Here is a 21,329-nt window from a genome sequence, read left to right as displayed (position 1 = left end):
ACATCGGGAAACCAGAGGGGCCGAGTGTGGTTCCTCGGCTTCCTTTCGCGGATGCTCCGGCTTTGGCCGAGTTGGTTTGCGAGCCATGGCCACCCACACGAAGCGGGCGTTCAAGTACCGCTTCTATTCCACCGATGCGCAGGCGGCGGAGCTGTCGCGCACGTTCGGGTGTGTGCGAAAGGTCTACAACCTGGCGCTCGCTGCGCGCAGCGAGGCGTGGACGAGGCAGGAACGGGTCACCTACAACCAGACCTCTGCCCTGTTGACCGTGTGGAAGAAGACCGAGGAACTTGCCTTCCTCAATGAGGTGTCGTCGGTGCCGTTGCAGCAAACACTGCGGCATTTGCAGATGGCGTTCACTCACTTCTTCGCCAAGCGGGCCAGGTATCCGCGTTTCAAGTCGCGGAAGAAGTCGCACAAGTGCGCCGAGTAGACCCGCAGTGGTTCTCTCTTCCGGGACGGGCTGCTGACGTTGGCGAAGATGACGGACCCGCTGGACATCGTGTGGTCGAGGCCGCTGCCCCAAGGTGCCCAGCCCTCCACTGTGAGCGTGTCGCAGGACGCGGCCGGTCGTTGGTTCGTCTCGATGCTGTGCGACGACCCTGCCGTCGAACCGCTTCCCGCCACAGGCGCGGCCATCGGGATCGATGTCGGCCTTACCCACCTGCTGACCTTCTCCACAGGAGAGAAGGTCAGCAACCCGCAACACGAGCGTCGTGACCGCACCCGTCTCGCCAGGGCCCGGCGGGAACTGTCCCGCAAGGCGAAAGGCGAGGGAACCAACCGGGCCAAGGCCCGGCGGAAGGTCGCGGAGATCCATGCCCGGATTGCAGACCGGCGCCGCGACCTGCTCCACAAGCCCACCACTCGACTCGTGCGCGAAAACCAAACGCTCGTGATCGAGGACCTGACCGTGCACAGCATGGTCAAGAACCGGGGCCTGGCCCGGGCGATCACCGACGCAAGCTGGGGCGAGTTCCGTTCCATGCCGGAGTACAAGGCTGCCTGGTGCGGGCGGGAAGTCATCGCGGTGCACCGGTTCTTTCCCTCCTCCGAACTGTGCTCGAACTGCGGCACTCTGCGGGATGCAATGCCGCTTGGTGTTCGCACCTGGACCTGCGACTGTGGCATCACGCACGACCGGGACGTGAACGCGGCATGCAATCTCTTGGCCGCCGGACTGGCGGTGTCTGTCTGTGGAGCCGGTGTAAGACCTCAACGGAGTTCTCCGGGCGGGCCGTCGGCGACGAAGCAGAAAACCCCACGGCGCGAGCCGTAGGAATCCCCCTCGCTCACGAGGGAGAGAAGTCAACCGTGGATCATCCCCCGCACATAGGAGTCGAGTGTCGCGGCGCAGGTGATCTTGTCGTCGCCGCCGAGGTCGCCGTAGCGGCGGATGTCGGGCAGGACGACCGGTCCCGATCTGCCGCAGGGGCACGGGGAGAAGTCGACGAAGACCCGGTCGCCGCTGATCAGGCCGCCCCACCGGCCCTCCAGCGATACGTCGAGGAAGGCGAACCGGCCCTCCACCACGCCCTGTTCGGTGTTCAGCAGCTTCTCGCCCGGCTCGTCCAGGACCAGCGGGATCACCCACGGCGGCACGTGGTAGTTGCCCGACTCGCAGGCCAGGCACGAGCCCTGAAGCTCCGTCATGCCATAACTGCGCACCCGCCGTACGCCGTCGTAGAAGCCGGCGAACTGCTCCTGGTAGTCGTCGGGCAGGACCCCGTTCTTGTTGCCGCCGCCGCTGAGGACCAGCGTGTCCGGGTGGAGGCTCCCGTCGGGTACGCCCCGGGCCCGCAGAGCCTGGATCAGGGTGAACTGCTGGTTGTTCATCCCGGCGATCAGGAGGGGCTCGGTCCGGTGTGCGGCGATGTCGTCGACGATCTGGGCGACAGCCGCGCCGAGTTCCGCCTCGCGGGCCCCGGACGCGGCCTCGAAGGAGCTGATCTCCTGCGGCGTGGCGGTGCCTTCCGCCATGCGGCGGCGCAGCAGGGCGCTGCTCATCAGCTCGGACACCCGCATCGGGTCCTCGGTCAGCAGCCGGGTCTCACCGGGCCGGACGAAGACGTCCGCGTGCCAGCGGTAGCCGTCGATGGAGCGCATCGGCCCGCTCGCCGGTGCGAGGAGGTAGCCGCGGCGGGTCTGCTCGGGCGGCAGCGGGTCGGGCCAGCAGGTGAGGTTCTCCAGGATGTCGTGGAGGAAACTCAGGTCGCTGGTATCGCAGTTGAGGAAGGAGACCTTCCCCGAGGTGCCGCTGGTGATGTAGGGGCGGTGGCCGGCGGCGGTGATGCGGTCGGTCCATTCGTCGATGTCCTGGACGCCCTCGACGTCGACGTCACCCGGCTCGACCGCGGAGACCGTCGTGTACCAGCGCAGCAGCCGGTCCCATCGGCCGCCGGTGATGAGGGAGAGCGGGTAGGACTTGTAGCTGGTGTGGGAGAACAGCAGGGGTACGAGGTCGTCCGCGCTCTCGATCCCGTGGACACCGCTCTCCTGTGCCCGAGTACGCAGCAGCGGGATGCGCTCACGGTGGGCGACGAATGCCTCCCGTGCCGCTTCGAACTGCAACTCCCTTATGTAGCGGGCGGGTTGGTCGAAGGTCTCGCCGGACCGGACGAGGGCCCGGATCTGTTCACGTGCGCTGGGCACGGCAACCACCTCAATCAGTCAGTCATGACGTCGGGTTGTTCGCGAGGTAGGAGGATTCGATGGCGTCGAGGTCCCCGCGCAGTTCCTTCGGGGTGCCGGTCATGACGACGCGGCCTCGGCGCAGTACGTAGACGCGGTCGGCGATGTCGAGGACCTTGCGTACGTGCTGTTCGACCAGCAGTGCGCCGAGGCCCTGGTCGGCCGCCTCACGGACGGCCCGCAGGAGACGGTCGACGACCAACGGGGCGAGCCCCAGGGAGAGTTCGTCGGCCAGCAGGAGCCGGGGAGTACGGCACAGGGCACGCGCCAGCGACAGCATCTGCTGCTCGCCGCCGGACAGCATGCCCGCGCCGGTCCTCAGGCGTTTCTCCAGTTCGGGGAAGAGCGCCACGGCCCGGTCGGGCGGTACCCGTCCCACCCGTAGGTTGTCGGTGGTGTCGAGGCGGGTGAAGACGGCCCGTTCACCGACGTAGGCGAGGCCCTCGCGGGCGCGCCGGTGCAGCGGCGCGTGGCCGGGGGTGCCCAGCCACCGGACCTCGCCGCTCATCGGGGTCAGGTCGCCGGACAGCGCCCTGAGGGTGGTGGTCTTGCCCGCGCCGTTGGGGCCGAGCAGGGCGACGACCTCGCCCGGCCGGACCTCCAGGTCGAGCTCGCTCACGACGGGCCGGGTGCCGTATCCGGCGGACAGGGCGCGGGTCGCTATCAGGGGCACATCTGTGTCGTGCACGGGGTCTCTCCTCAACCGGAGTCGGCCGGAGTCAGGCGGACCGACGGGGACGTGGCCGCGCCGAAGCGGGCTCAGCCGTGCGACGCGGCCGTCAGCACCTTGCGGACGTCGACGAAGGTCGACCCGGCCTTGGCCCACTCGATCTTCCCGTCGCGGATGACGAGTTCGGTGGCGGTCGTGTTGTGGATGCGGTCGAGTCCCTTGATCGGCAGGGCGGTCGACGCCTTCCAGTTCAGGGGCGGGGTCAGGCCTCCGGTGTCGATGCCGGAGGTGGTGTTCAGCTCCTTCACCAGCGCCTCGGCCGAGATCGTCGGCAGCTTCTTGGCGGCCTCGGTGAAGACCTTGAAGGCCACCCAGGTCGTCGCGTTGGCGCCGTTGGTGGTGTCGATGTCCTTGCCCTTGGCCGCCGTGACGAAGTCCTTCCAGACGGCGTCGGAGGTCGGCGGGTAGTAGCCGGTGATCGCGGCGCCCTCCAGCGGGCTGCTGCTTCCGCCGGTGCTCGCGGCCAGTTGGGGGGTGAGGTTGCCGACGACGCTGGCGAGCTTGGTCTTGTCGCCGGACTGGACGTACGACTTGACGAACAGGTCCGAGGCGGTGCCCAGGATGACGCTCACACAGTCGCTGCCCTTGGTCGCGGCGACCTGTGGGGCGAGGTCGGTGGCGGTGAGCGGCACCTTGAGGTCCTTGGGCGCCGCCCCTCCGGCGGAGACCGCGCCCAGGGTGAGGAACTGCGAGACCACGGCCGCGGCGGCCACGTCGTACCGCACGCCGGTGATCTTCTTGCAGCCCTGTTCCACCAGTTGGCGGCCGTGGGCGGCGAACACCACCGGGGTGCCGCCGTTGACCGGGAAGGACAGCGGGTTGGAGAACTCCGCCGCGGAGACGCCGGTCCCGCCGATGTAGGGGATGCCGGCCTTCTGGAGGATGGGCATGTAGCGGTCGCCGGAGAGGCTGTAGGAGCCGACGACCGCGGTCACCTTGTCGGCGACGGCCTGCTGGGCGCACTTCTCGGCCTCGTCGGGGTCGCCCTTCTCGTTGCAGAACTCGACCTTGAGGGGTCCGCCCTTGATCCCGCCGTTGGCGTTGATCCACTTCTCGTAGGCCGTGGCGGTGAGGTGGATTCCGGGCTGGGCGCTGCCCTGGGTGTTCTCCGGTGCCCAGACCATCACCTTCACCGGGGTGCCCTTCAGCGAGGAGGTCTCGGCCGAGCTGCTTGCCGCCTCTCCCCCGCACCCTGCCACGAGCAGGGCTCCGGTCACCGCGAGACAGCTGGCCGCGACGCTTCTGCGTCGGCGTGAGTCGTTCATGGTCCCTCCGCGGGGCTCGCGCCCAAAGTGGGCGACGTCGAGATGCCGAACAGCATGGGGTGCATTTTTGGGTTAGTGAAGTACTCTCGGCACAATTATTTAAATGAATGCACTGTCTCGTCCCGCGTCTGGGAGGTTCCTCCGATGGACGACGTCCTGCGCTTCGCGCTGCTCGGCCTGGGGCTCGGCGCCCTCTACGCGCTCACCGCGCACGGCATCGTGCTGGTCTACCGGGGCTCCGGTGTCCTGAACTTCGCGCACGGCGCGATCGGGATGGCCGGCGCCTACGTCCAGTGGGAACTCGCCGTCAACCACGGTGTGCCGTACTGGCCGGCCACCGCGTGCGGCGTGCTCACCTCCGCGCTGCTGGGCCTGCTCACCCACCTGCTGGTGATCCGTCCGCTGCGCAGGGCGTCCACGCTCGCCCGGCTGGTCGGCACCCTCGCGGTGTTCATCGTCCTCACCGCGATCGCCGTCAAGCGCTACGGCGACAGCCTGCAACTGGTGCCGGGCAAGCTGCCCACCCGGCTGCTGACGATCGCCGGGGCGACGGTCTCCGAGGACCGCGTCTGGCTGCTCGGGATCGCGATCGCCGTGACCGCGGTGCTCCATCTCCTGTACCGGCGCGCCCTGTTCGGCCTGGGCACCACCGCCGTCGCCGAGAACGAGGCGGCCGCCGCCGCGCTCGGCTGGTCCCCCGACCTGATCGCCGCCGGCAACTGGGCCCTGGGCTCCGCGCTCGCGGGACTCACCGCCATCCTGATCGTGCCGGTGATCGGCCTGTCGGTGACCGGGCTGACCACGCTGCTGCTGAGCGCGCTGGCCGCCGCCCTGGTCGGCAGGTTCTCGTCGTTCCCGGTCACTCTCGCGGGCGGTCTGGTCATCGGTGTCGCGCAGTCCGAGCTGACGCGCTTCGGCTCCGGCGTCACCGGACTCGCCTCCTCGGTGCCGTTCCTCTTCATCGCCCTGGTCCTGGTCGCCCGCGGCCGGGCACTGCCGCTGCGGGGCACGTTCCTCGACCGGCTCCCGGCACTGGGCACCGGCAAGGTCCACCCCGTCCCCCTCGTGCTGGCCGTCGTCCTCGGGCTGGTGCTGGTGAGCCTGTCGACACCGCTGTGGGCGGACGCGATCACCAGCACCCTGGTGCTCTCCCTGATCATCCTGTCCGTCATCGTGGTCACCGGCTACGCGGGACAGGTGTCGCTCGCGGCCTACGCCCTCGCCGGGACCGGCGCCTTCATCGCCGGGCACGCCGCCGCGGACTGGGGCTGGCCCTTCGAACTCGCCCTGCTGGCAGGCGTGTTGGGGACCGTGCCGATCGGCCTGCTGTTCGCGCTGCCGGCCGTGCGCACACGCGGGGTCAATCTCGCGATCATCACGCTCGGCCTCGGCACCACCCTGGAGGCGATGGTCTTCCAGAACACCGACCTGTCGACGACACCCGGCAGCGACGGCATCGCGGTGGGCAAGCAGACGCTCTTCGGCATCAGCATCTCCGGGGTCGACCATCCGCAGCGCTACGCCGCCGTGGTCCTCGTCCTGTTCGTCGCCGCCACGCTCGTCGTCGCCAACGTCCGGCGCGGCAGGACCGGGCGCCGGCTGATCGCCGTACGGGCCAACGAGCGGGCCGCTGCCGCCCTGGGCATCGACGTCCGGGCCACCAAGCTCTACGCCTTCGGTCTGTCCTCGGCCATCGCCGCGCTCGCCGGAGTGCTCACCGGCTTCCGCTCGACCTCGGTGGTGTTCTCCGACTTCGCGAGCTTCGACTCCGTCACCGCGCTCGGGCTCGCCGTCATCGGCGGTGTCGGCTTCCTCGTCGGCCCGCTGTTCGGCGCCACCTTCGCCGCGGGCACGGTCGGCGCCCGCTTCGGGGACCTGGTGCTGCCCGGACTGAGCGAGTGGATGCCACTGATCGGCGGGATCGTCCTGGTGCTGACCCTGGTGGGCAACCAGGACGGCATCGGCAAGGAACTGGGCAAGCAGGCCAAGGGACTTGAGCGAAAACTCCGCCCGCAGCGCGCCACCGTCACACCCGAGGAGGAGCCGGGCCCCCTCCCGGACGTACCGCGCGCCGCACCGCTCCCCCTGCATGTGCGGGACCTCACGGTCCGCTACGGCGGTGTCGTCGCCGTCGACGGACTCTCCCTGGACGTCGAACCGGGCCAAGTGGTGGGCCTCATCGGTCCCAACGGCGCCGGCAAGACCTCCGCGATCGATGCCGTCACCGGCTTCACCCGGGCCGCGTCCGGCAGCGTGCGCCTGGGTGAGCGGGACGTGACCCGGGTGCCGGTGCACCGCCGGGCCGGGGCCGGGCTGAGCCGGTCCTTCCAGTCACTGGAGCTGTTCGAGGACATGACGGTCCTGGACAACCTCTACGCCGCCTGCGAGCGACCGGGCCGCTGGACCTGGCTCACCGACCTGGTCCGCCCCGGGAGCCGCCCGCTGCCCGCCCATGTGCTCGTCGCCGTACGGGAGTTCGGGCTGCGGGACAGTCTGGACCGGCCGGTGGGCGATCTGTCGTACGGCGAGCGGCGGCTGCTGGCGATCGCGCGCGCGGTGGCCGCGTCACCGTCCGTGCTGCTGCTGGACGAACCGGCGGCGGGCCTGTCGGACGAGGAGACAAGGGAGTTGGCCCACCTGGTGCGGCGGCTCGCCGAGGACTGGGGCATGGGTGTGCTGCTCGTCGAGCACGACGTCGACATGGTGATGAGCGTCTGCGACCAGGTCGTGGTGCTGGACTTCGGCCGCCGGATCTGCGCCGGCACCCCGGACGAGGTGCGCCGCGACCCGGCGGTCCGGGCGGCCTACCTGGGCGATCTGGAACCGGAGACGACGGCCTGAGAGCGGACGGCGTCGGGGCCGGGGCGCTGACCTGCGTCGCGCGCTCCGACAGTACGGCGGGCACGACACGACCGGCCCGCGGCGGGATACGCCGCGGGCCGGTCGAACGCGACCCTGACTACGTCACGCCTCGCGCAGGTCCGCCACGTACGGCTGGTGGGAGAGGAGTCCGCCGTCCACCCGCAGGGTGTGTCCGGTGATGAAGGCGGACTCGTCGGAGGCGAGGAAGACGACCGCCGAAGCGACGTCCTCCGGCTGCCCCAGGCGCGGGGTGAGGTGATGGCGGAGCATCTTCTCCCGGATCGCCCCGTGCGCCGAACCGGCGCTCGCCGATGTGACGATGAACCCCGGGGCGATGGCGTTGCAGCGCACGCCCTGCTTGCCGTACTGCGTGGCGACGTACTGCGTGAGGTTGATGAGGGCGGCCTTGGAGGCGCCGTACGCGGGGTTGCGCAGGTCGCCCGCGAGGCCGGAGCCGGACGAGGTGTTGATGATCGAGCCGGCGCCGCGCGCGATCATGTGCGGCACGGCGGCCTGGATCGCGACCATGGTGCCGCGCAGGTTGATCCGCATGGTGTCGTCCCAGACCGCGGGGTCCGCTTCCAGGACGGCGAGGTCCTTGCGGGCGGCCAGGTGAGTGGCCGCCGCGTTGTTGTGCAGGACGTCGAGGCCGCCGTAGGTGTCGACTGCCGTGGCCACCATGGCCCGTACGGAGTCGATGTCGCCCAGGTCGACGGGGACCGCCGTGGCGGATCCGCCGGCGGCCCGGATCTCCTCCGTGACCGCCTTGGCGCCGTCGAGGTTCAGATCCGCCACGACCGTGTGGGCGCCCTCGGCCGCCAGGCGGCGGGCGGTGGCGGCGCCGATGCCGGACGCGGCCCCGGTCACGATCGCGATCTTGCCGTCGAGTCGTCCCATGACTCAACCACCTTTCTCAGTCGGTGAGTTCGCTGCCTACGACCGACACGAACGAGACGCACTCGCCGGGTCCGCCGCCGAGGTTGTGGGTCAGGGCGAGGGTGCGGCCCTCGGCCACGGACCCGACCGTCCGCTCGGGCGGTGCCTCACCGCGCAGTTGGAGCCAGGCCTCGAACATCATCCGCAGCCCGGAGGCGCCGATGGGGTGGCCGAAGGCCTTCAGGCCGCCGTCCGGGTTGACCGGCAACGCGCCGTCGAGGTCGAACGCGCCGCTGGTGACGTCCTTCCAAGCCTGTCCGCGCGCGGAGAAGCCCAGGTCCTCCATGAGCACCAACTCCGTTGGTGTGAAGCAGTCGTGGACCTCGGCGAGGGCGAGTTCGGCGCGCGGGTCGGTGATGCCCGCCTGCCGGTAGGCCTCCTGGGCGGAGACGACGACTTCGGGGAAGGTGGTGAAGTCGTAGTCCGGGTCGAGGAGTCCGTCCGCCGGGCCCGCGACGAAGGACAGCGCCTTCACGAAGATCGGCTTGTCGGTGTACCGGTAGGCGTCCTCGGCGCGTACGACGATCGCCGCCGCCGATCCGTCGGAGACCCCCGAGCAGTCGAACACGCCGAGCATGCCCGCGACGATCGGCGCCGACCGGATACGCTCCAGCGGCACCTCCTTGCGGAACTGGGCGCGGGGGTTGCGGGCGCCGTTGACGTGGTTCTTCCAGGCGATGCGGGTGATGACATCCTTCAACTCGTCCTGTTCCAGGCCGTACTTGGCGGCGTAGGCGGGGGCGAGCAGGGAGAAGTTCGCCGGGGCGGTGATCTCGCCTCGGCTGTCGTCGCCCGCACCCGGCATCGAGGTGCCCGAGAGCCCGGACATGCCGGAGTCCTTGAGCTTCTCCACACCGACGGCCATCGCCACGTCGTACGCGCCGGACGCCACCGCGTAACAGGCGTTGCGCAGCGCCTCCGAGCCGGTCGCGCACATGTTCTCCAGGCGGGTGACCGGCTTGTACGGCAGGTGCAGGGGGCGGCTGAGGGTCAGTCCGGAGACTCCGGACGCCTGGGTGCCGAGCCAGAACGCGTCGATGTCGTCGAGGGTGATGCCGGCCGAGGTGACCGCCTCGCCCACGGCGTCGACCAGCAGGTCGTCGGCCGAGCGTGTCCAGTGCTCACCGAAGGGCGTGCAGCCCATGCCGACGATCGCGACCCGGTCCCGGATTCCGTGCGAGCTCATACGGCTGTCCCCTCGGTCTCGCCCGTGCGCAGCGGCCGGGCCTTCCAGAAGTAGTTGTGGACGCCCGCGGCGGTGACCGTGCGCCGGAAGGTCATCTCGACCCGGGCGCCGATGACGGCGTCGGCCTCGGTGGCGTCGGTGAGCTGGCAGCGGAAACGGCCGCCTCCGTCGTAGTCGACGACCACGACGAGCATCGGCGGGCTCGGTGTGTGGGCCAGCCGGTCCACCGTGAAGGTGGCGACGGTGCCCGGCACGTGTTCCATCGGCTCGGCGGTCATCGCGTCGACGCTCCGGCAGGACACGCACACCCGGTCCGGTGGCAGATGCCGGGTCCCGCACTTCTCGCAACGGGAGGCGACGAAGCCGTACTTCCAGCTGTTGCGGCGGTGCGCGGGCGGGGCGTAGGGCGGCTCGGGGTCCGGCCTGCGGGGCGGTTCACGGTCGAGGAGACCGCGCCACGAGAGATACGTGGCATACGGCATGGGGGCGCTGCCCGCGGCGATCTGCGCGGCGACCGAACGGGCGGCGCGGTGTGCGGGGAGCGCGTCGGTGGTGCGCAGCAGCAGGACTCCGGCACCGTCGCCGAGCACGACGAGGGCGATGATCCGGCCGGGTTCGGCGCGGTCGAGGACGTCGGCGAGGAGCAGTCCGGGCTGGGCGGTACCGGCGTTGCCGATCTGCGCGGTGAGGTCGGCGGTCGCGGCCTCGGGACGTACGCCCGTGGTACGACGGACCGTCGCGCACGCGCGCGCGTGCAGGCCGGAGACGATGAGGTGGTCCACGGCGCCGCGGTCCAGGCCCGCCTGGTCGAGGGCGGCGGTCAGCGCCTTGTCGGCGAGGGACACGTAGATCTCCTCGGCGAAGCGCTCCTCCCAGACGCGGGAGGCGGACGCGCCGGGCAGTCGCCAGCGGTCGAGGATCTCGTCGCTGACCGTGTCGTGGGCGAGCAGCTCCGCGAGCACGGGCGCTCCGTTGCGGTGGCCGCCGAAGGCGAACGCCGCCGCGCCGTCGCCGCCCGCGCTCTCCTCGCCGCCGCCGGGCAGGCCGGTGCGCAGGTCGGACAGGACGGCGAGGGTCGGGACCGGGGAGCGGGCGGCGGTGACCAGTGCGCCGAGGCCGGAGCGGACGGAGCCCGCCATGTCGGCGGCGAGGACGTGCGGGTCGAGGCCGAGCGCGGCGTGCACGGCGGTCGCGTTCGTCTTGTCCAGGTAGGCGGGCGCGGCGGTGGCGAGGAACAACTGGCCGATGCGGGTGCGCAGTCCGTCCCTGGCCAGGGCCGACCGGGCCGCCTCGACGGCCATCGAGGTGGTGTCCTCGTCGTATCCGGCCACCGAGCGCGTGCCCCGGGCCGCGCCGGTCCCGAGGGTGGCGGCGATGTCGGCCCGGGCGAGGCGGTGGTACGGCACGTAGGCGCCGTATGCGATCAGTCCGGGCATCAGCGTCCTCCATTGGCGTCGGTTGCGGGGGTCCGTTCGAAGACGGCGGCGAGGCCCTGGCCGCCGCCGAGGCACATGGTCTCCAGGCCGAACCGGGCCTGGCGGCGGTCGAGTTCGCGGAGCAGGGTGGCGAGGATGCGACCACCGGTGGCGCCGACGGGGTGGCCGAGCGAGATCCCGGAGCCGTTGACGTTGAACCGCTCGAAGTCGGCCTCGGTCAGGGCCCATTCGCGGGTGCAGGCGAGCACCTGCGCGGCGAAGGCCTCGTTGAGTTCGATCAGGTCGATGTCGGCGAGCTTGAGCCCCGCGCGGTCAAGTGCCTTGGCCGTGGCGGGTACCGGGCCGATGCCCATCGTCTCCGGGGGCACGCCCACGACGGCCCAGGAGACGAGGCGGGCCAGGGGGCGCAGGCCGAGTTCGGCGGCGCGCTCGGGGTGGGTGACGACGCACAGGGCGGCGCCGTCGTTCTGTCCGCTGGCGTTGCCCGCGGTGACGGTCGCGTCGGGATCCTGCCGTCCGAGTACGGGACGCAGGCTCGCGAGTTTCTCCAACGTCGAGTCGGGGCGCGGGTGTTCGTCGATGTCGACGACGGTCTCGCCCTTCCGGGTCCGTACGGTGACGGGCACGATCTCGTCGGTGAAGCGGCCCTCCCGTTGGGCGGCGATCGCCTTCTCGTGGGAGCGCAGGGCGAGTCGGTCCTGCTCCTCGCGGGGGATCGCGTACTCGCGTCGCAGGTTCTCGGCGGTCTCCAACATGCCGCCGGGAACAGGGTGGTTGACGCCTCCGGAGGTGACCCGACCGCGGGCCAGCCGGTCGTGCAGGGTGGTGCCCGCGCCGCGCACGCCGAAGCGGACGCCCGTGGTGTAGAACTCGGCCTGGCTCATGGACTCGACGCCCCCGGCCAGCACGAGATCGCTCGCGCCGGTCTGCACCTGCATCGCGGCCGTGATGATCGCCTGGAGTCCCGAGCCGCAGCGGCGGTCGATCTGCAGTCCCGGCACCTCCACCGGCAGACCGGCGTCCAGCGCGGCGACGCGGCCGATGGCCGGCGCCTCGCCGTTGGGGTAGCACTGGCCGAGGAGGACGTCGTCGACGGCGGCGGGCGGGATGCCGGTGCGGTCCAGTACGGCGCGTACGACGGCGGCGGCGAGTTCGGTCGCGGGTACGTCGCGGAAGACGCCTCCGTAGCCGCCGACGGGGGTACGCACGGGTTCGCAGATCACCGCGTCACGCAGGAGGGCGGGCATCAGCCATGCCTTTCTCGAGGGTCACATGTACCGGCCGCCGGTCACTTCCAGGACGGCTCCGGTGACGTAGCTCGCCATGTCGGAGGCGAGGAAGAGGACGGTCTGGGCGACCTCGGCGGGCTCGCCCGCGCGGCCCAGGGGGATCTCGGCGAGCTTGGCGTCCCAGGCGGCGGGCGGCATCGCCTCGGTCATGGCGGTGCGGATCAGGCCCGGCTGTACGGCGTTGACGCGGATGCCCGCCCTGGCGAGTTCCTTGGAGGAGGCCTTGGTGAGGCCGACGAGTCCGGCCTTGGCGGCGCTGTAGTTCGTCTGGCCGAAGTTGCCGACCTTGCCGGCGATGGAGGAGATGTTGACGATGCTGCCGCCGAGTCCGTGCGCGCGCATCGCCTCGGCGGCGTACCGGGTGCCGTTCCAGGCGCCGGTCAGGTGGACGTCGACGACCGCGCGGAAGTCGGACAGGGCCATCTTGCGCAGGGTCGCGTCCCGGGTGATCCCGGCGTTGTTGACCATGACGCCGACCGGGCCGAAGGTGGTGGTGCAGTGGGCGACCAGGGCGGCGACCTCGTCCTCGTCGGTGACGTCGCAGCGCAGCGAGGTGGCGGCGACCCCGTTCTTGGCGAGGCGCTCGGCGGCTTCCGCGGCGGCGACCTCGTTGATGTCACCGAGGACGACGGACGCGCCCGCGGCGCCGAGCACACCGGCGATCTCGAAGCCGATGCCCTGTGCGCCGCCGGTGATCACGGCGTTCCGGCCGTCCAGCAGTCCCATGTCAGCACGCTCCCGCCTCGACGCTATTCCTCTCAAATAGATAACCTATTATGCTGAAACAATCAATACAGCGATCGGCTGGGCGAGCGAGGCCGGGCGAGGAGAGCACACGGGTGGACATCAGCTATCCCGCGGAGACCGAGACGTTCCGCACCGAGGTCAAGGGGTTCCTCGCCGAGGCACTGCCCGCGGACTGGAAGGGCATCGGCGCCCTCGACGAGGAGGCCGCCTGGGCCTTCGCCCGGGACTGGCGGCGCCTGCTCGCCGAGCACCGCTATCTCTCCCTCACCTGGCCGGAGCAGTACGGCGGGCGGGGCCTGTCCAAGCTCCACCAGGTGGTCCTGATGGAGGAACTGGCCCTGGCCGGCGTCCCGTTCGGGCTGCCGCAGGACACCTTCGGCGTGAAGATGCTGGCGAACACGCTGCTGCGCTGGGGCACGGACGAGCAGCGGAGTCACTTCCTGCCGCGCATCCTCAGCGGCGAGGACACCTGGTGCCAGGGTTACTCGGAGCCCGACGCGGGCTCGGACCTCGCCTCGCTGACGACGCGCGCGGTCCGTGAGGGCGAGGAGTGGGTGATCGACGGCCAGAAGGTGTGGACGTCCGGCGCCCACCACAGCGACTGGATCTTCGTGCTGGCCCGGACGAACCGCGAGGCCTCCAAGCACCGCGGTATCTCCTTCCTCCTCGTCCCGCTGGACCAACCCGGCGTCGAGGTCCGCCCGTTCCGCATGATGAGCGGCCAACTCCACTTCAACGAGGTCTTCTTCAACGGCGCCAGGACCCGCGCCGATCTCGTCGTCGGCGGCGTCGACAACGGCTGGACGGTCGCCCAGAGCCTGCTGGGCGTGGAGCGCGGGGAGGAGGCGGCCACCAACCCCATCCTGTTCCGGGCCGAGGTGGAACGCCTGGTGGAACTGGCCCGCCTGTACGGCAGGGACCAGGACCCGGTCATCCGGCAGCGGATCGCCTGGTGCTGGTCCAAGGTCGAGATCATGCGCTATCTCGGCTACCGCGTTCTCACCGGCTGGCTCAAGGGCGCGGAGCCGGGCCCCGAGTCGTCGATCGCCAAGCTCTACTGGAGCGAGTACCACACCAAGGTCACCGACCTCGCGATGGACATCATGGGCCTGCACGCTCAAGTGCCGGTGGGCCGACCGCCGTTGCGCACCTACCGCACGGACGACCCCGGCGCCGCGAACTCCTCCGCGTCCTGGTCCACGACGTACCTGATCGCCCGCTCCGGCACCATCTACGCGGGCACCTCCCAGGTACAGCGGAACATCCTCGCGGAGAAGGTACTGGGACTGCCACGCGAGCCGAGGACGACGGCCGGGTAGGGCCGGTTCGGCGGCGGCCCGGGACGCGGTGCGTCAGGCTGCCGCCGTGTCGGCCGACTCCGCTCCCTGCGGGCCGCGTCACGAGATCGATGACGCCGATGCCGTGGAGCGGTCCGCGCCGCGAACCTTGTCGTCGGGTCGGGCATCCACTGGCCGAGGGCAACGCTCTCGCGACGACCCGATGCAGCCGAACGTGCCGTGGACCGGCCCCCCCCCCGAGGGAGACGAGCCCGGCCGGGCGGATTCCGTATCCACGCGGTCGACGTCGACTGCCCCGGCCCCGCAGTCGACGCTCAGCCCCGTGGACTCACTCCCCTGTCTCGAACGTCCCGAGTCCGAGGACCGGACAGCGAGACGGGCCAGGCCGGACAGAGTCCGCATCGTCACGGTCCACCCCGACCCCGCCCTCACGTGCCCGACCCTCAACCCCGCGGGCCCACTCCCGCATCTCGAAGATCCCAAGCCCAGAATCCGGACAGCGAGACGATCCGGCCGGGCGGATTCCGCATCCGCGCAGTCCGTCCCGGCCCCGCCCTCACGCGCCCAACCCTCACCCCCTCCGACTCACTCGCGTGTCTCGAACGTCCCCAGTTCGGGGACCGGGCGCGGTCCGGTCCCAGGGTTCCAGCCCGCGTCGAGTTTGCGCAGGCCCACGCCGTCCGGTGCCCAGATGTGGCAGCTGTTCAGCACGCCGGCCGTGGCGCGTGGGCCGTTCGCGGGTTCGCCCGCGTCACGGCGTCGTGCGTTGGCCGACATGGCCGCCTGAACCACCGCGGGGCCGAGGACCCGGGTCAGTTCGTAGAGGTGGGAGCAGCCGGAGACACCGCGGAAGCGCTCCTGGATCGCCCGGTTGTATCCGGCGGCGACGCCGAGGCCGATCAGGCCGTCGAAGACCGGGGTGATGAAGGGGCACTCGGCGTGCGGGAACGTCAGCATGTCCGCGCCGGCGGCCACGACGGTCATGTCCGCGAGGCGGACGCGCACCGCCAGCACCATCCGGTGGACGTCGGCCGCCGTCGGCTCGGCCCACGGCCGCTCGTCGCGCAGCTCCGCCTCGACCGAGATCTCGTCGCCGCCCGGCTCCTGGTAGGCCGTCACGGTGATCGTGCGTCGGTGCAGCGGGAGTTGGGCGCGGCTCACGACGAGGCCTCCGCCGGTTCCGGCGCGTTCTCCCCCAGCCCGGCGAACTCCGGCGTCCGGCGTTCGATGAAGCTGCGCACACCCTCGCGGTAGTCCGGCGCGCGTTTCGCCGTGGCCAGCAGCGCCGCCGCGCTGTCACGGCTCTCGGTGAAGCTCCTCGCCTGGTCGTCAACGAGCTGCCGTTTGATGAGAGACATCGCGTACGGGCTGGCCGAGCGGGCCAGTTCCGTGGCGTAGGCGAGCGCCGCCGGGAGCAGTTCCTCGGGCTCGGCCAGACGGTTGACCAGGCCCATCGCCCGCGCCTCCGTTCCGGTGATCCGGCGGGAGGACAGCAGCAGGTCGCTCGCGTTGCCGTAGCCGACGAGCCGGGGCAGGAGCCACGAGACACCGTCCTCGGCCACCAGGCCGCGCGCGCTGAAGGCGGCGGCGAACTTGGCGCCCGGCACGGCGAACCGCACGTCGCACATGAGCGCCTGGTTGAAGCCGATGCCGGCGCAGGCGCCGTTGACGGCCGCCACCAGCGGCTTGGGGAACGACATGGGCCGGGTGCGCGGCGGCAGCCGGTCGGTGGGCCACGGGCGCGCGCCCGAGGAGGCGTCGTCCAGCACACCGATGTCCATGCCCGGGCAGAAGCTGCGGCCCGCGCCGGTGAGCACCACGGCGCGTACCGCCGGATCCGCCTCGGCACGGTCGAACAGCTCGTTGTAGAGCAGCTCCATCTCCAGCGTCCAGGCGTTGTGGCGCTCGGGCCGGTTCAGGGTGAGCAGCATGACCCCGTCGTCGGTCAGCTCGCTGAGGATCACCGGGGTCGCCTGCTCGGTCATCGCGGTCACTCCCAGAGCCAGTTGGCTTTATAGCTAGACGAATCATCTATATACCCAACAGCATCCCGGGCGCCAGATCAGGTCCCGTCAGGAGAAGATCACCCAACCCTTGACCTGGTACCCTCGATGCACTAAGACGATTCATTTTGCTATATGAGGAGCCCACCGTGGCCGAGGCAGCCCGCGCAGAAACGCCGATCGTGCCCGTCCCCTCGCGCGCCCGCGTGGGCCGCCAGGTGCGCGTCCCGAAGACCGCCGAGCTGGTCGCCGCCCATCTGCGCCGCCAGATCGTACGGGGCGAGCTGAAGCCCGACGACGCCCTGCCGCCGGAGTCGGGGCTGATGGAGCAGTTCGGCATCTCCCGGCCGACGCTGCGCGAGGCGTTCCGCGTCCTGGAGTCGGAGTCGCTGATCACGGTGCGCCGCGGTGCGCACGGCGGCGCCCGCGTGAGCGCCCCGGACTCCGATGTGGCCGCCCGCTTCGCCGGTCTGATCCTGGAGTACCGCGGCGCCACCCTGGGCGACGTCTACCGCGCCGCGGCCCTCATCGAGCCGCCGTGCGTGCGCCAACTGGCCGCCAAGCACACGGCGGACGACATCAAGCGGCTGCGCGACGCGGTGGCGGCCGAGAAGACCGTACTGGAGGACCCGCTGGGCCTGGTCGAGGCCCAGGACACCTTCCACGCCCTGCTCGTCGAACTCACCGGCAACCAGACGCTGATCCTCCTGTGCGGCATGCTGCGCAACATCATCGACCGGGCCAACGCCTCGTACACCGCGGCCGCCACCGACGCCGAGACCCAGAAGGCGCAGGCTCTCAAGGGGCACCGGGCCCATGTGCGGCTGGTCGGTCTGATCGAGTCCGGCAAGGCGGACGAGGCCGAGAAGCTGTGGCAGCGCCACATCAGCGGCGCGGACGACGTGGTGAACGGCGCCGGCCCGAAGACGGTGCTCGAACTCATCGACTGACCGGACCGCCGGCGGTTCGCCGAGCCGTTCTCACCTTCACCCCTTGCGTCTCTGAAATAGTTAGATAATTATAGGAGGCGTACTGAATAGATCTGGGGTCCGGAGGCGACGGCCATGGCCGAACAGCGCAAGCGAATCTTCGACTGCGACCAGCACATGTACGAGGAGCGGGACTCCTTCACCCGCTACCTCCCGAAGGAGTTCCTCGGCCAGGCGGTCGCCCCGGTGACACTCCCGGACGGCCGCGAGGTCATTCTCGCCGGCGACCGGATCGTGGTCTGCCTGGAGCCGGAGTTCGGGCAGGTCTACCGGCCCGGCTCGCTCAAGGAGATGCTCAAGGCGATGGCCTCGGGCAACCCCGACGAGACGTACCAGTTCGAGCCGATGCACGAGTCGTACCAGAACCGCGAGGCCCGGCTGCGCGTCATGGACGAGCAGGGCCTGGACCAGACGATCATCTACCCCGGCGGGTGGGCACTGGTCGCCGAGGAGTACGTACAGGGCGTCGAGCCGCTCTACGCCAACTACCACTCGTTCAACCGCTATATGAACGAGGTGTGGGGCTTCAACCACCAGGACCGCATCTACTCCCCCGCGCTGCTGTCCCTCCGCGACCTGGACAGCGCGGTCAAGGAGTTGGAGTACGTCCTGGAGCGGGGCGCCCGGTTCATCATGCTGCCGACCGGTCCTCAGTACGGCCGCTCACCGGGCGACCCCTACTTCGACCCGTTCTGGAAACTGGTCAACGAGGCCAAGGCCAGCGTGTGTTACCACATCAGCGAGTTCTACTACAACTCGCATGTCGCCCCGGCCTGGGGCCACGACGCGAGCCCGATCCACTTCCGGATGTCCGCGTGGCAGTGGATGAACACCTACGGCCAGCGCCCCATCGAGGAGACGCTGTCCGCGCTGATCTTCGACAACCTCTTCGAGCGCTTCCCCGACATCAACGTCCTGGTCTCCGAGTTCGGCGCCGAGTGGGTGCCGCACTTCGTCCGGCACATGGACAAGAGCCGTGGCATGGGCCGCAACGGCCCCTGGATCGGCGGGCAGTTGGCGGAGCGCCCCAGTCAGGTGTTCCGCAAGCACATCCGTGTGGTGCCCTATCCGGAGGACGACATCCCGAGCCTGGTCAAGCGTCTCGGCTATCACGAGTCGATCGTGATGGGCTCGGACTTCCCGCACGCGGAGGGCATCGCGAACCCCGCCGACTACCGCAAGCTCCTCGCGGAACTCGACGAGTCGGTCCAGGACGACATCATGTACAACAACGCGCAGCAGCTGATCAGCCGTTGACTGCGTGACGCTCCGACAGGGCGGGCCCGGTACCGTTTTCGGTACCGGGCCCGTTCCCTTTCGGCCGGTGGGTCAGACGAGGTCCGCCGCCAGGTTCGCGATATTCGTGAGCAGCGCCGTGCCCCGCCGGGAGTGGTCGTAGCCGGAGAGCGGATAGCCGTTGCTCAGGCAGGCGAAGGACAGGCCGGACTCCGGGTCCATGAAGCCGAGTTGGTAGGCGGCTCCCGCGCTGCCGAAGAGTGACGGCGAGCCGGTGGACGGCAGTTGGCTGCCGGCGTCCGGACCGGCCACCGTCACGAACAGGCCCATGCTGGTACGTCGGCTGCCGCCGCCCCCGTAGATCTGCTCCCCGTACGGGAGTTGGGTGAAGCGGATCCGCGTGCCCTCCGCCACCGCCTCCGGCTTCCACAGGCCCGAGTGCTCCAGTGCCTGGAAGTACAGGGCGACATCGGCGGCCGTGGCGACCAGGGCGTGGCTGGGCTCGCCGGCCGCCAGGACGCGGGGGTCGGAGAGGTACCAGGGTCCCCAGGGGTCGGGTTCCTGGGCGTCGTCGGTGCGGTCGGTGGCGATCATCGGTGCGACGGTGCCCTGTTGGCGCTCGACGGGGACGCCGAGTTCGATCGAGGACAGGCCCAGCGGCCGGGTGATCCGCTCGTGGAGGTGGTCGGCGAAGGACAGCCCCGTGCGCCGCTCGACGATCTCGGCGATCAGCCAGGCGGCGGCGGTGAGATGGAACTGGAAGCGGGTGCCGGGCGGGGTGTCGAGCCGCCAGCGGCCGAAGGCGGCGAGCCGCTGCTCGCGGTCCAGCATCTTCGGATACCCGAGGGGTGCGAAGGGGAAGCCGGCAGTGTGCGTGAGCACCTGCTCGACCGTCACCGTCTCCTTCCCGTTCGGTGCGAACTCCGGGATGATCGCGGCGACTTGCTCGTCCAGACGCAGCAGACCCTCGCCGAGCAGCTTCCACACGACGCCGGCGACGATCGACCGCCCGACGGACTGGAGGACGTATCGCGTGTCCGGGCCCGCGTCCCCCCAGGTCTCGAACGCCACCAGGTGACCGCCCCGGGCGACGGCGACCTGCGCGGACGGCAGCGGCCCGTGCTCGACCTCCAGCCGGATCCGGCGCAGCAGGACGTCCAGCCGGTGCGGGTCCACGCCCACGCTCTCCGGGGCGACGACCGGGTGGTCAGTCATGTGCTCCTCCTTGGCCGGGCTCGCGCAGCAGACGCCGTACGACCTTGCCGTTGGCGTTGCGCGGCAGGTCGTCCACGACCCACCAGCGGACGGGGACCTTGAATCCGGACAGCCGGCCGCGCACGTGTGCCCTGAGCGAGGCCGGATCCGGTGGGGCGTCGGGGTCGGCCGGCACGACGAAGGCGACCACGGTCTGGCCGAGCCGTTCGTCGGGGGCGCCCGTGACCGCCACGTCCGCGACGCCGAGGTGTGCGGCCAGGACGGTCTCGACCTCCAGCGGGTGGACGTTCTCGCCACCGCGGATGATCATGTCGCTGCCGCGGCCGTACAGGTAGAGATAGCCGTCCGGTGCCACCCGGCCCAGGTCGCCGCTGTGCAGCCAGCCCTCGGTGTCGATCCGGAAGAAGTGGTCGGCGCGGGCGTGGATCTCGCCGATGCCGTCGGGTCCCGCGTCCCGCACCCGCAGTTCGACCCCGGGGGCGGGCCGTCCCACGGACCGCAGCAGTTCGGAGCGTCCGGCGACCGCTTCCCGGTGCTCCTCGGGGGTGAGCACGCTGATGGGCGAGCCCTCGGTCTGCCCGAACATGTTGAGCATGCGGACGCCGGGCATCGCCTCGTACGTCCGCCGCAGGGTGCCGGGGCGGATCGGGGCGCCACCGTACTGGAGGACCCGCAGTGTCCCGTGGTGTGCCTGGCCGGCCGCCAGCAGGGTCTCCAGCATCGCCGGGACCATGCTGGTGTGGGTGGCGCCGAGTTCGCGCAACTGGGCCCAGCCCTCGACGGTGAAGCGGGGCAGGCCGGTGATCAGCGCGCCCGCGGCGAGGGCGACGGCGAGGTTGCCGAGGCCCGCGATGTGGTGGAAGGGGGCGCTGCCCCCGTAGAAGCTGTCGGGATCGAGCGTGCACAGACGGCCGTTGACGCGGGCGCGGGCGGCCAGGCGGCGTTGGGTCATGCGGACCGGTTTGGGGAGGCCTGTCGTGCCGGAGGTGTGCAGGACGGCGGCGAGGTCGTCCGGTTCGGCGGTCAACTGCCTTTCGCTCGGGCGCAGTTCGGGGACGACGACGGCCCGGCGGCCGGACAGCCGGGCGACCTCTTCGCCGAGTCGGGCGAACTCCGGCTGTACGACGAGGAGTTGGGCCCCGGTCGCCTCGACCACGGCAGCGGTCTCGTACGGGGTCATCCGGACGCCGAGCGGGGCGAGCGGGTGGCCGGACCCGGCGCCGCCGATCACCAGCGCGAGGGCGTCGGCGGAGGTGGCGGCCAGGGCGGGTACCGGGGCGCCGGGTTCGAGGCCGAGGGTGTCGAGCCAGTCGGCGGCGCCGGCCGCCCGGTCGAGGAGTTCGCGTCCGGTCCAGGTGAGGTCCCCGAAGCGGACGGCGGGACGGGAGTGGTCGTAGGCGGCGACCACCGTCGCCGTCCAGGTGAACTCCGCCTCGGCGCCCACCG

General features: G+C 70.8%; 16 protein-coding genes and 1 pseudogene. 5 read left to right on the top strand and 12 right to left on the bottom strand.

What is annotated here, in order from left to right:
* Positions 1–85: 85 nt before the first annotated feature.
* A pseudogene (locus JHN63_RS01500) lies at positions 86–1,279 on the top strand (RNA-guided endonuclease InsQ/TnpB family protein).
* 29 nt (positions 1,280–1,308) lie between these two features.
* On the opposite strand, the gene JHN63_RS01495 reads toward JHN63_RS01500, so the two are convergent.
* The 3 genes from JHN63_RS01495 to JHN63_RS01485 all read right to left on the bottom strand — a co-directional run bounded on the left by JHN63_RS01495 (position 1,309) and on the right by JHN63_RS01485 (position 4,686).
* Entirely contained in the window at positions 1,309–2,652 is a 1,344-nt protein-coding gene (locus tag JHN63_RS01495) for a hypothetical protein (RefSeq protein WP_200676793.1), read from the bottom strand.
* Positions 2,653–2,674: 22 nt separating this feature from the next.
* On the bottom strand, positions 2,675–3,379 hold the full coding sequence (locus tag JHN63_RS01490; RefSeq protein WP_200676792.1) for an ABC transporter ATP-binding protein: 705 nt from the start codon (positions 3,377–3,379) through the stop codon (positions 2,675–2,677).
* A gap of 71 nt (positions 3,380–3,450) precedes the next feature.
* On the bottom strand, positions 3,451–4,686 hold the full coding sequence (locus tag JHN63_RS01485; RefSeq protein WP_200676791.1) for an ABC transporter substrate-binding protein: 1,236 nt from the start codon (positions 4,684–4,686) through the stop codon (positions 3,451–3,453).
* 144 nt (positions 4,687–4,830) lie between these two features.
* Between JHN63_RS01485 and JHN63_RS01480 the strand changes: the two genes are divergently transcribed.
* Entirely contained in the window at positions 4,831–7,527 is a 2,697-nt protein-coding gene (locus JHN63_RS01480; RefSeq protein ID WP_200676790.1) for an ATP-binding cassette domain-containing protein, read from the top strand.
* Between the two features lie 123 nt (positions 7,528–7,650).
* On the opposite strand, the gene JHN63_RS01475 is transcribed toward JHN63_RS01480, so the two are convergent.
* Genes JHN63_RS01475 through fabG form a run of 5 tightly spaced genes read right to left on the bottom strand, consistent with a single transcriptional unit; the run spans position 7,651 to position 13,121 of the window.
* Complete coding sequence (locus tag JHN63_RS01475) at positions 7,651–8,445, bottom strand: SDR family NAD(P)-dependent oxidoreductase (protein WP_200676789.1); 795 nt, start codon at positions 8,443–8,445, stop codon at positions 7,651–7,653.
* 16 nt (positions 8,446–8,461) lie between these two features.
* Entirely contained in the window at positions 8,462–9,670 is a 1,209-nt protein-coding gene (locus JHN63_RS01470) for an acetyl-CoA acetyltransferase (RefSeq protein ID WP_200676788.1), read from the bottom strand.
* Positions 9,667–11,106, bottom strand: coding sequence for an OB-fold domain-containing protein (locus tag JHN63_RS01465; RefSeq protein ID WP_200676787.1), 1,440 nt, complete (start codon positions 11,104–11,106; stop codon positions 9,667–9,669). Before JHN63_RS01465 ends, JHN63_RS01470 begins: the two co-directional genes overlap by 4 nt.
* On the bottom strand, positions 11,106–12,353 hold the full coding sequence (locus JHN63_RS01460; protein WP_200676786.1) for an acetyl-CoA C-acetyltransferase: 1,248 nt from the start codon (positions 12,351–12,353) through the stop codon (positions 11,106–11,108). Before JHN63_RS01460 ends, JHN63_RS01465 begins: the two co-directional genes overlap by 1 nt.
* Positions 12,354–12,374: 21 nt before the next feature.
* Positions 12,375–13,121 carry a 3-oxoacyl-ACP reductase FabG gene (gene fabG / locus JHN63_RS01455; protein ID WP_200676785.1) on the bottom strand — a complete coding sequence of 249 codons (747 nt, stop codon included), beginning with the start codon at positions 13,119–13,121 and terminating at the stop codon, positions 12,375–12,377.
* Between the two features lie 113 nt (positions 13,122–13,234).
* Here fabG and JHN63_RS01450 point away from each other — a divergent pair, with 113 nt between their 5' ends.
* Positions 13,235–14,461, top strand: coding sequence for an acyl-CoA dehydrogenase family protein (locus JHN63_RS01450; protein ID WP_200676784.1), 1,227 nt, complete (start codon positions 13,235–13,237; stop codon positions 14,459–14,461).
* Positions 14,462–15,025: 564 nt separating this feature from the next.
* Here the strand turns inward: JHN63_RS01450 and JHN63_RS01445 are convergent.
* Together JHN63_RS01445 and JHN63_RS01440 are read right to left on the bottom strand one after the other, a co-directional pair.
* Positions 15,026–15,601 carry a DUF2889 domain-containing protein gene (locus JHN63_RS01445; RefSeq protein WP_200676783.1) on the bottom strand — a complete coding sequence of 192 codons (576 nt, stop codon included), beginning with the start codon at positions 15,599–15,601 and terminating at the stop codon, positions 15,026–15,028.
* Positions 15,598–16,425, bottom strand: a complete 828-nt coding sequence (locus tag JHN63_RS01440) for an enoyl-CoA hydratase-related protein (protein ID WP_200676782.1) — start codon at positions 16,423–16,425, stop codon at positions 15,598–15,600. The genes JHN63_RS01445 and JHN63_RS01440 overlap by 4 nt, the downstream gene beginning before the upstream one ends.
* A 167-nt stretch (positions 16,426–16,592) precedes the next feature.
* Here JHN63_RS01440 and JHN63_RS01435 point away from each other — a divergent pair, with 167 nt between their 5' ends.
* Positions 16,593–17,393: a FadR/GntR family transcriptional regulator gene (locus JHN63_RS01435; protein WP_200676781.1), complete on the top strand. Its 801-nt coding sequence runs from the start codon at positions 16,593–16,595 to the stop codon at positions 17,391–17,393.
* A 114-nt stretch (positions 17,394–17,507) separates the two neighbouring features.
* Positions 17,508–18,689, top strand: coding sequence for an amidohydrolase family protein (locus JHN63_RS01430; RefSeq protein ID WP_200676780.1), 1,182 nt, complete (start codon positions 17,508–17,510; stop codon positions 18,687–18,689).
* Between the two features lie 72 nt (positions 18,690–18,761).
* Here the strand turns inward: JHN63_RS01430 and JHN63_RS01425 are convergent, their stop codons facing one another.
* Together JHN63_RS01425 and JHN63_RS01420 are read right to left on the bottom strand one after the other, a co-directional pair.
* Complete coding sequence (locus JHN63_RS01425) at positions 18,762–19,883, bottom strand: serine hydrolase (protein ID WP_200676779.1); 1,122 nt, start codon at positions 19,881–19,883, stop codon at positions 18,762–18,764.
* Positions 19,876–21,327: a class I adenylate-forming enzyme family protein gene (locus JHN63_RS01420; protein ID WP_200676778.1), complete on the bottom strand. Its 1,452-nt coding sequence runs from the start codon at positions 21,325–21,327 to the stop codon at positions 19,876–19,878. Before JHN63_RS01420 ends, JHN63_RS01425 begins: the two co-directional genes overlap by 8 nt.
* Positions 21,328–21,329 lie beyond the last annotated feature (2 nt).

Origin of the sequence: Streptomyces sp. MBT65, assembly GCF_016612545.1 — a bacterium.
In the GTDB taxonomy this organism is placed as follows: Bacteria; Actinomycetota; Actinomycetes; order Streptomycetales; family Streptomycetaceae; genus Streptomyces.
Note: the sequence above shows the minus strand (reverse complement) of the source record. Positions and strands in the feature narration are given on the sequence as shown.

Excerpts from the sequence above, each read along its gene's own strand:
- JHN63_RS01485 (WP_200676791.1), bottom strand. The coding sequence starts at position 4,686 with ATGAACGACTCACGCCGACGCAGAAGCGTCGCGGCCAGCTGTCTCGCG.
- JHN63_RS01440 (WP_200676782.1), bottom strand. The coding sequence starts at position 16,425 with ATGACCGAGCAGGCGACCCCGGTGATCCTCAGCGAGCTGACCGACGAC.
- fabG (WP_200676785.1), bottom strand. The coding sequence starts at position 13,121 with ATGGGACTGCTGGACGGCCGGAACGCCGTGATCACCGGCGGCGCACAG.
- JHN63_RS01470 (WP_200676788.1), bottom strand. The coding sequence starts at position 9,670 with ATGAGCTCGCACGGAATCCGGGACCGGGTCGCGATCGTCGGCATGGGC.
- JHN63_RS01430 (WP_200676780.1), top strand. The coding sequence starts at position 17,508 with ATGGCCGAACAGCGCAAGCGAATCTTCGACTGCGACCAGCACATGTAC.
- JHN63_RS01480 (WP_200676790.1), top strand. The coding sequence starts at position 4,831 with ATGGACGACGTCCTGCGCTTCGCGCTGCTCGGCCTGGGGCTCGGCGCC.
- JHN63_RS01475 (WP_200676789.1), bottom strand. The coding sequence starts at position 8,445 with ATGGGACGACTCGACGGCAAGATCGCGATCGTGACCGGGGCCGCGTCC.
- JHN63_RS01465 (WP_200676787.1), bottom strand. The coding sequence starts at position 11,106 with ATGCCCGGACTGATCGCATACGGCGCCTACGTGCCGTACCACCGCCTC.
- JHN63_RS01460 (WP_200676786.1), bottom strand. The coding sequence starts at position 12,353 with ATGCCCGCCCTCCTGCGTGACGCGGTGATCTGCGAACCCGTGCGTACC.
- JHN63_RS01425 (WP_200676779.1), bottom strand. The coding sequence starts at position 19,883 with ATGACTGACCACCCGGTCGTCGCCCCGGAGAGCGTGGGCGTGGACCCG.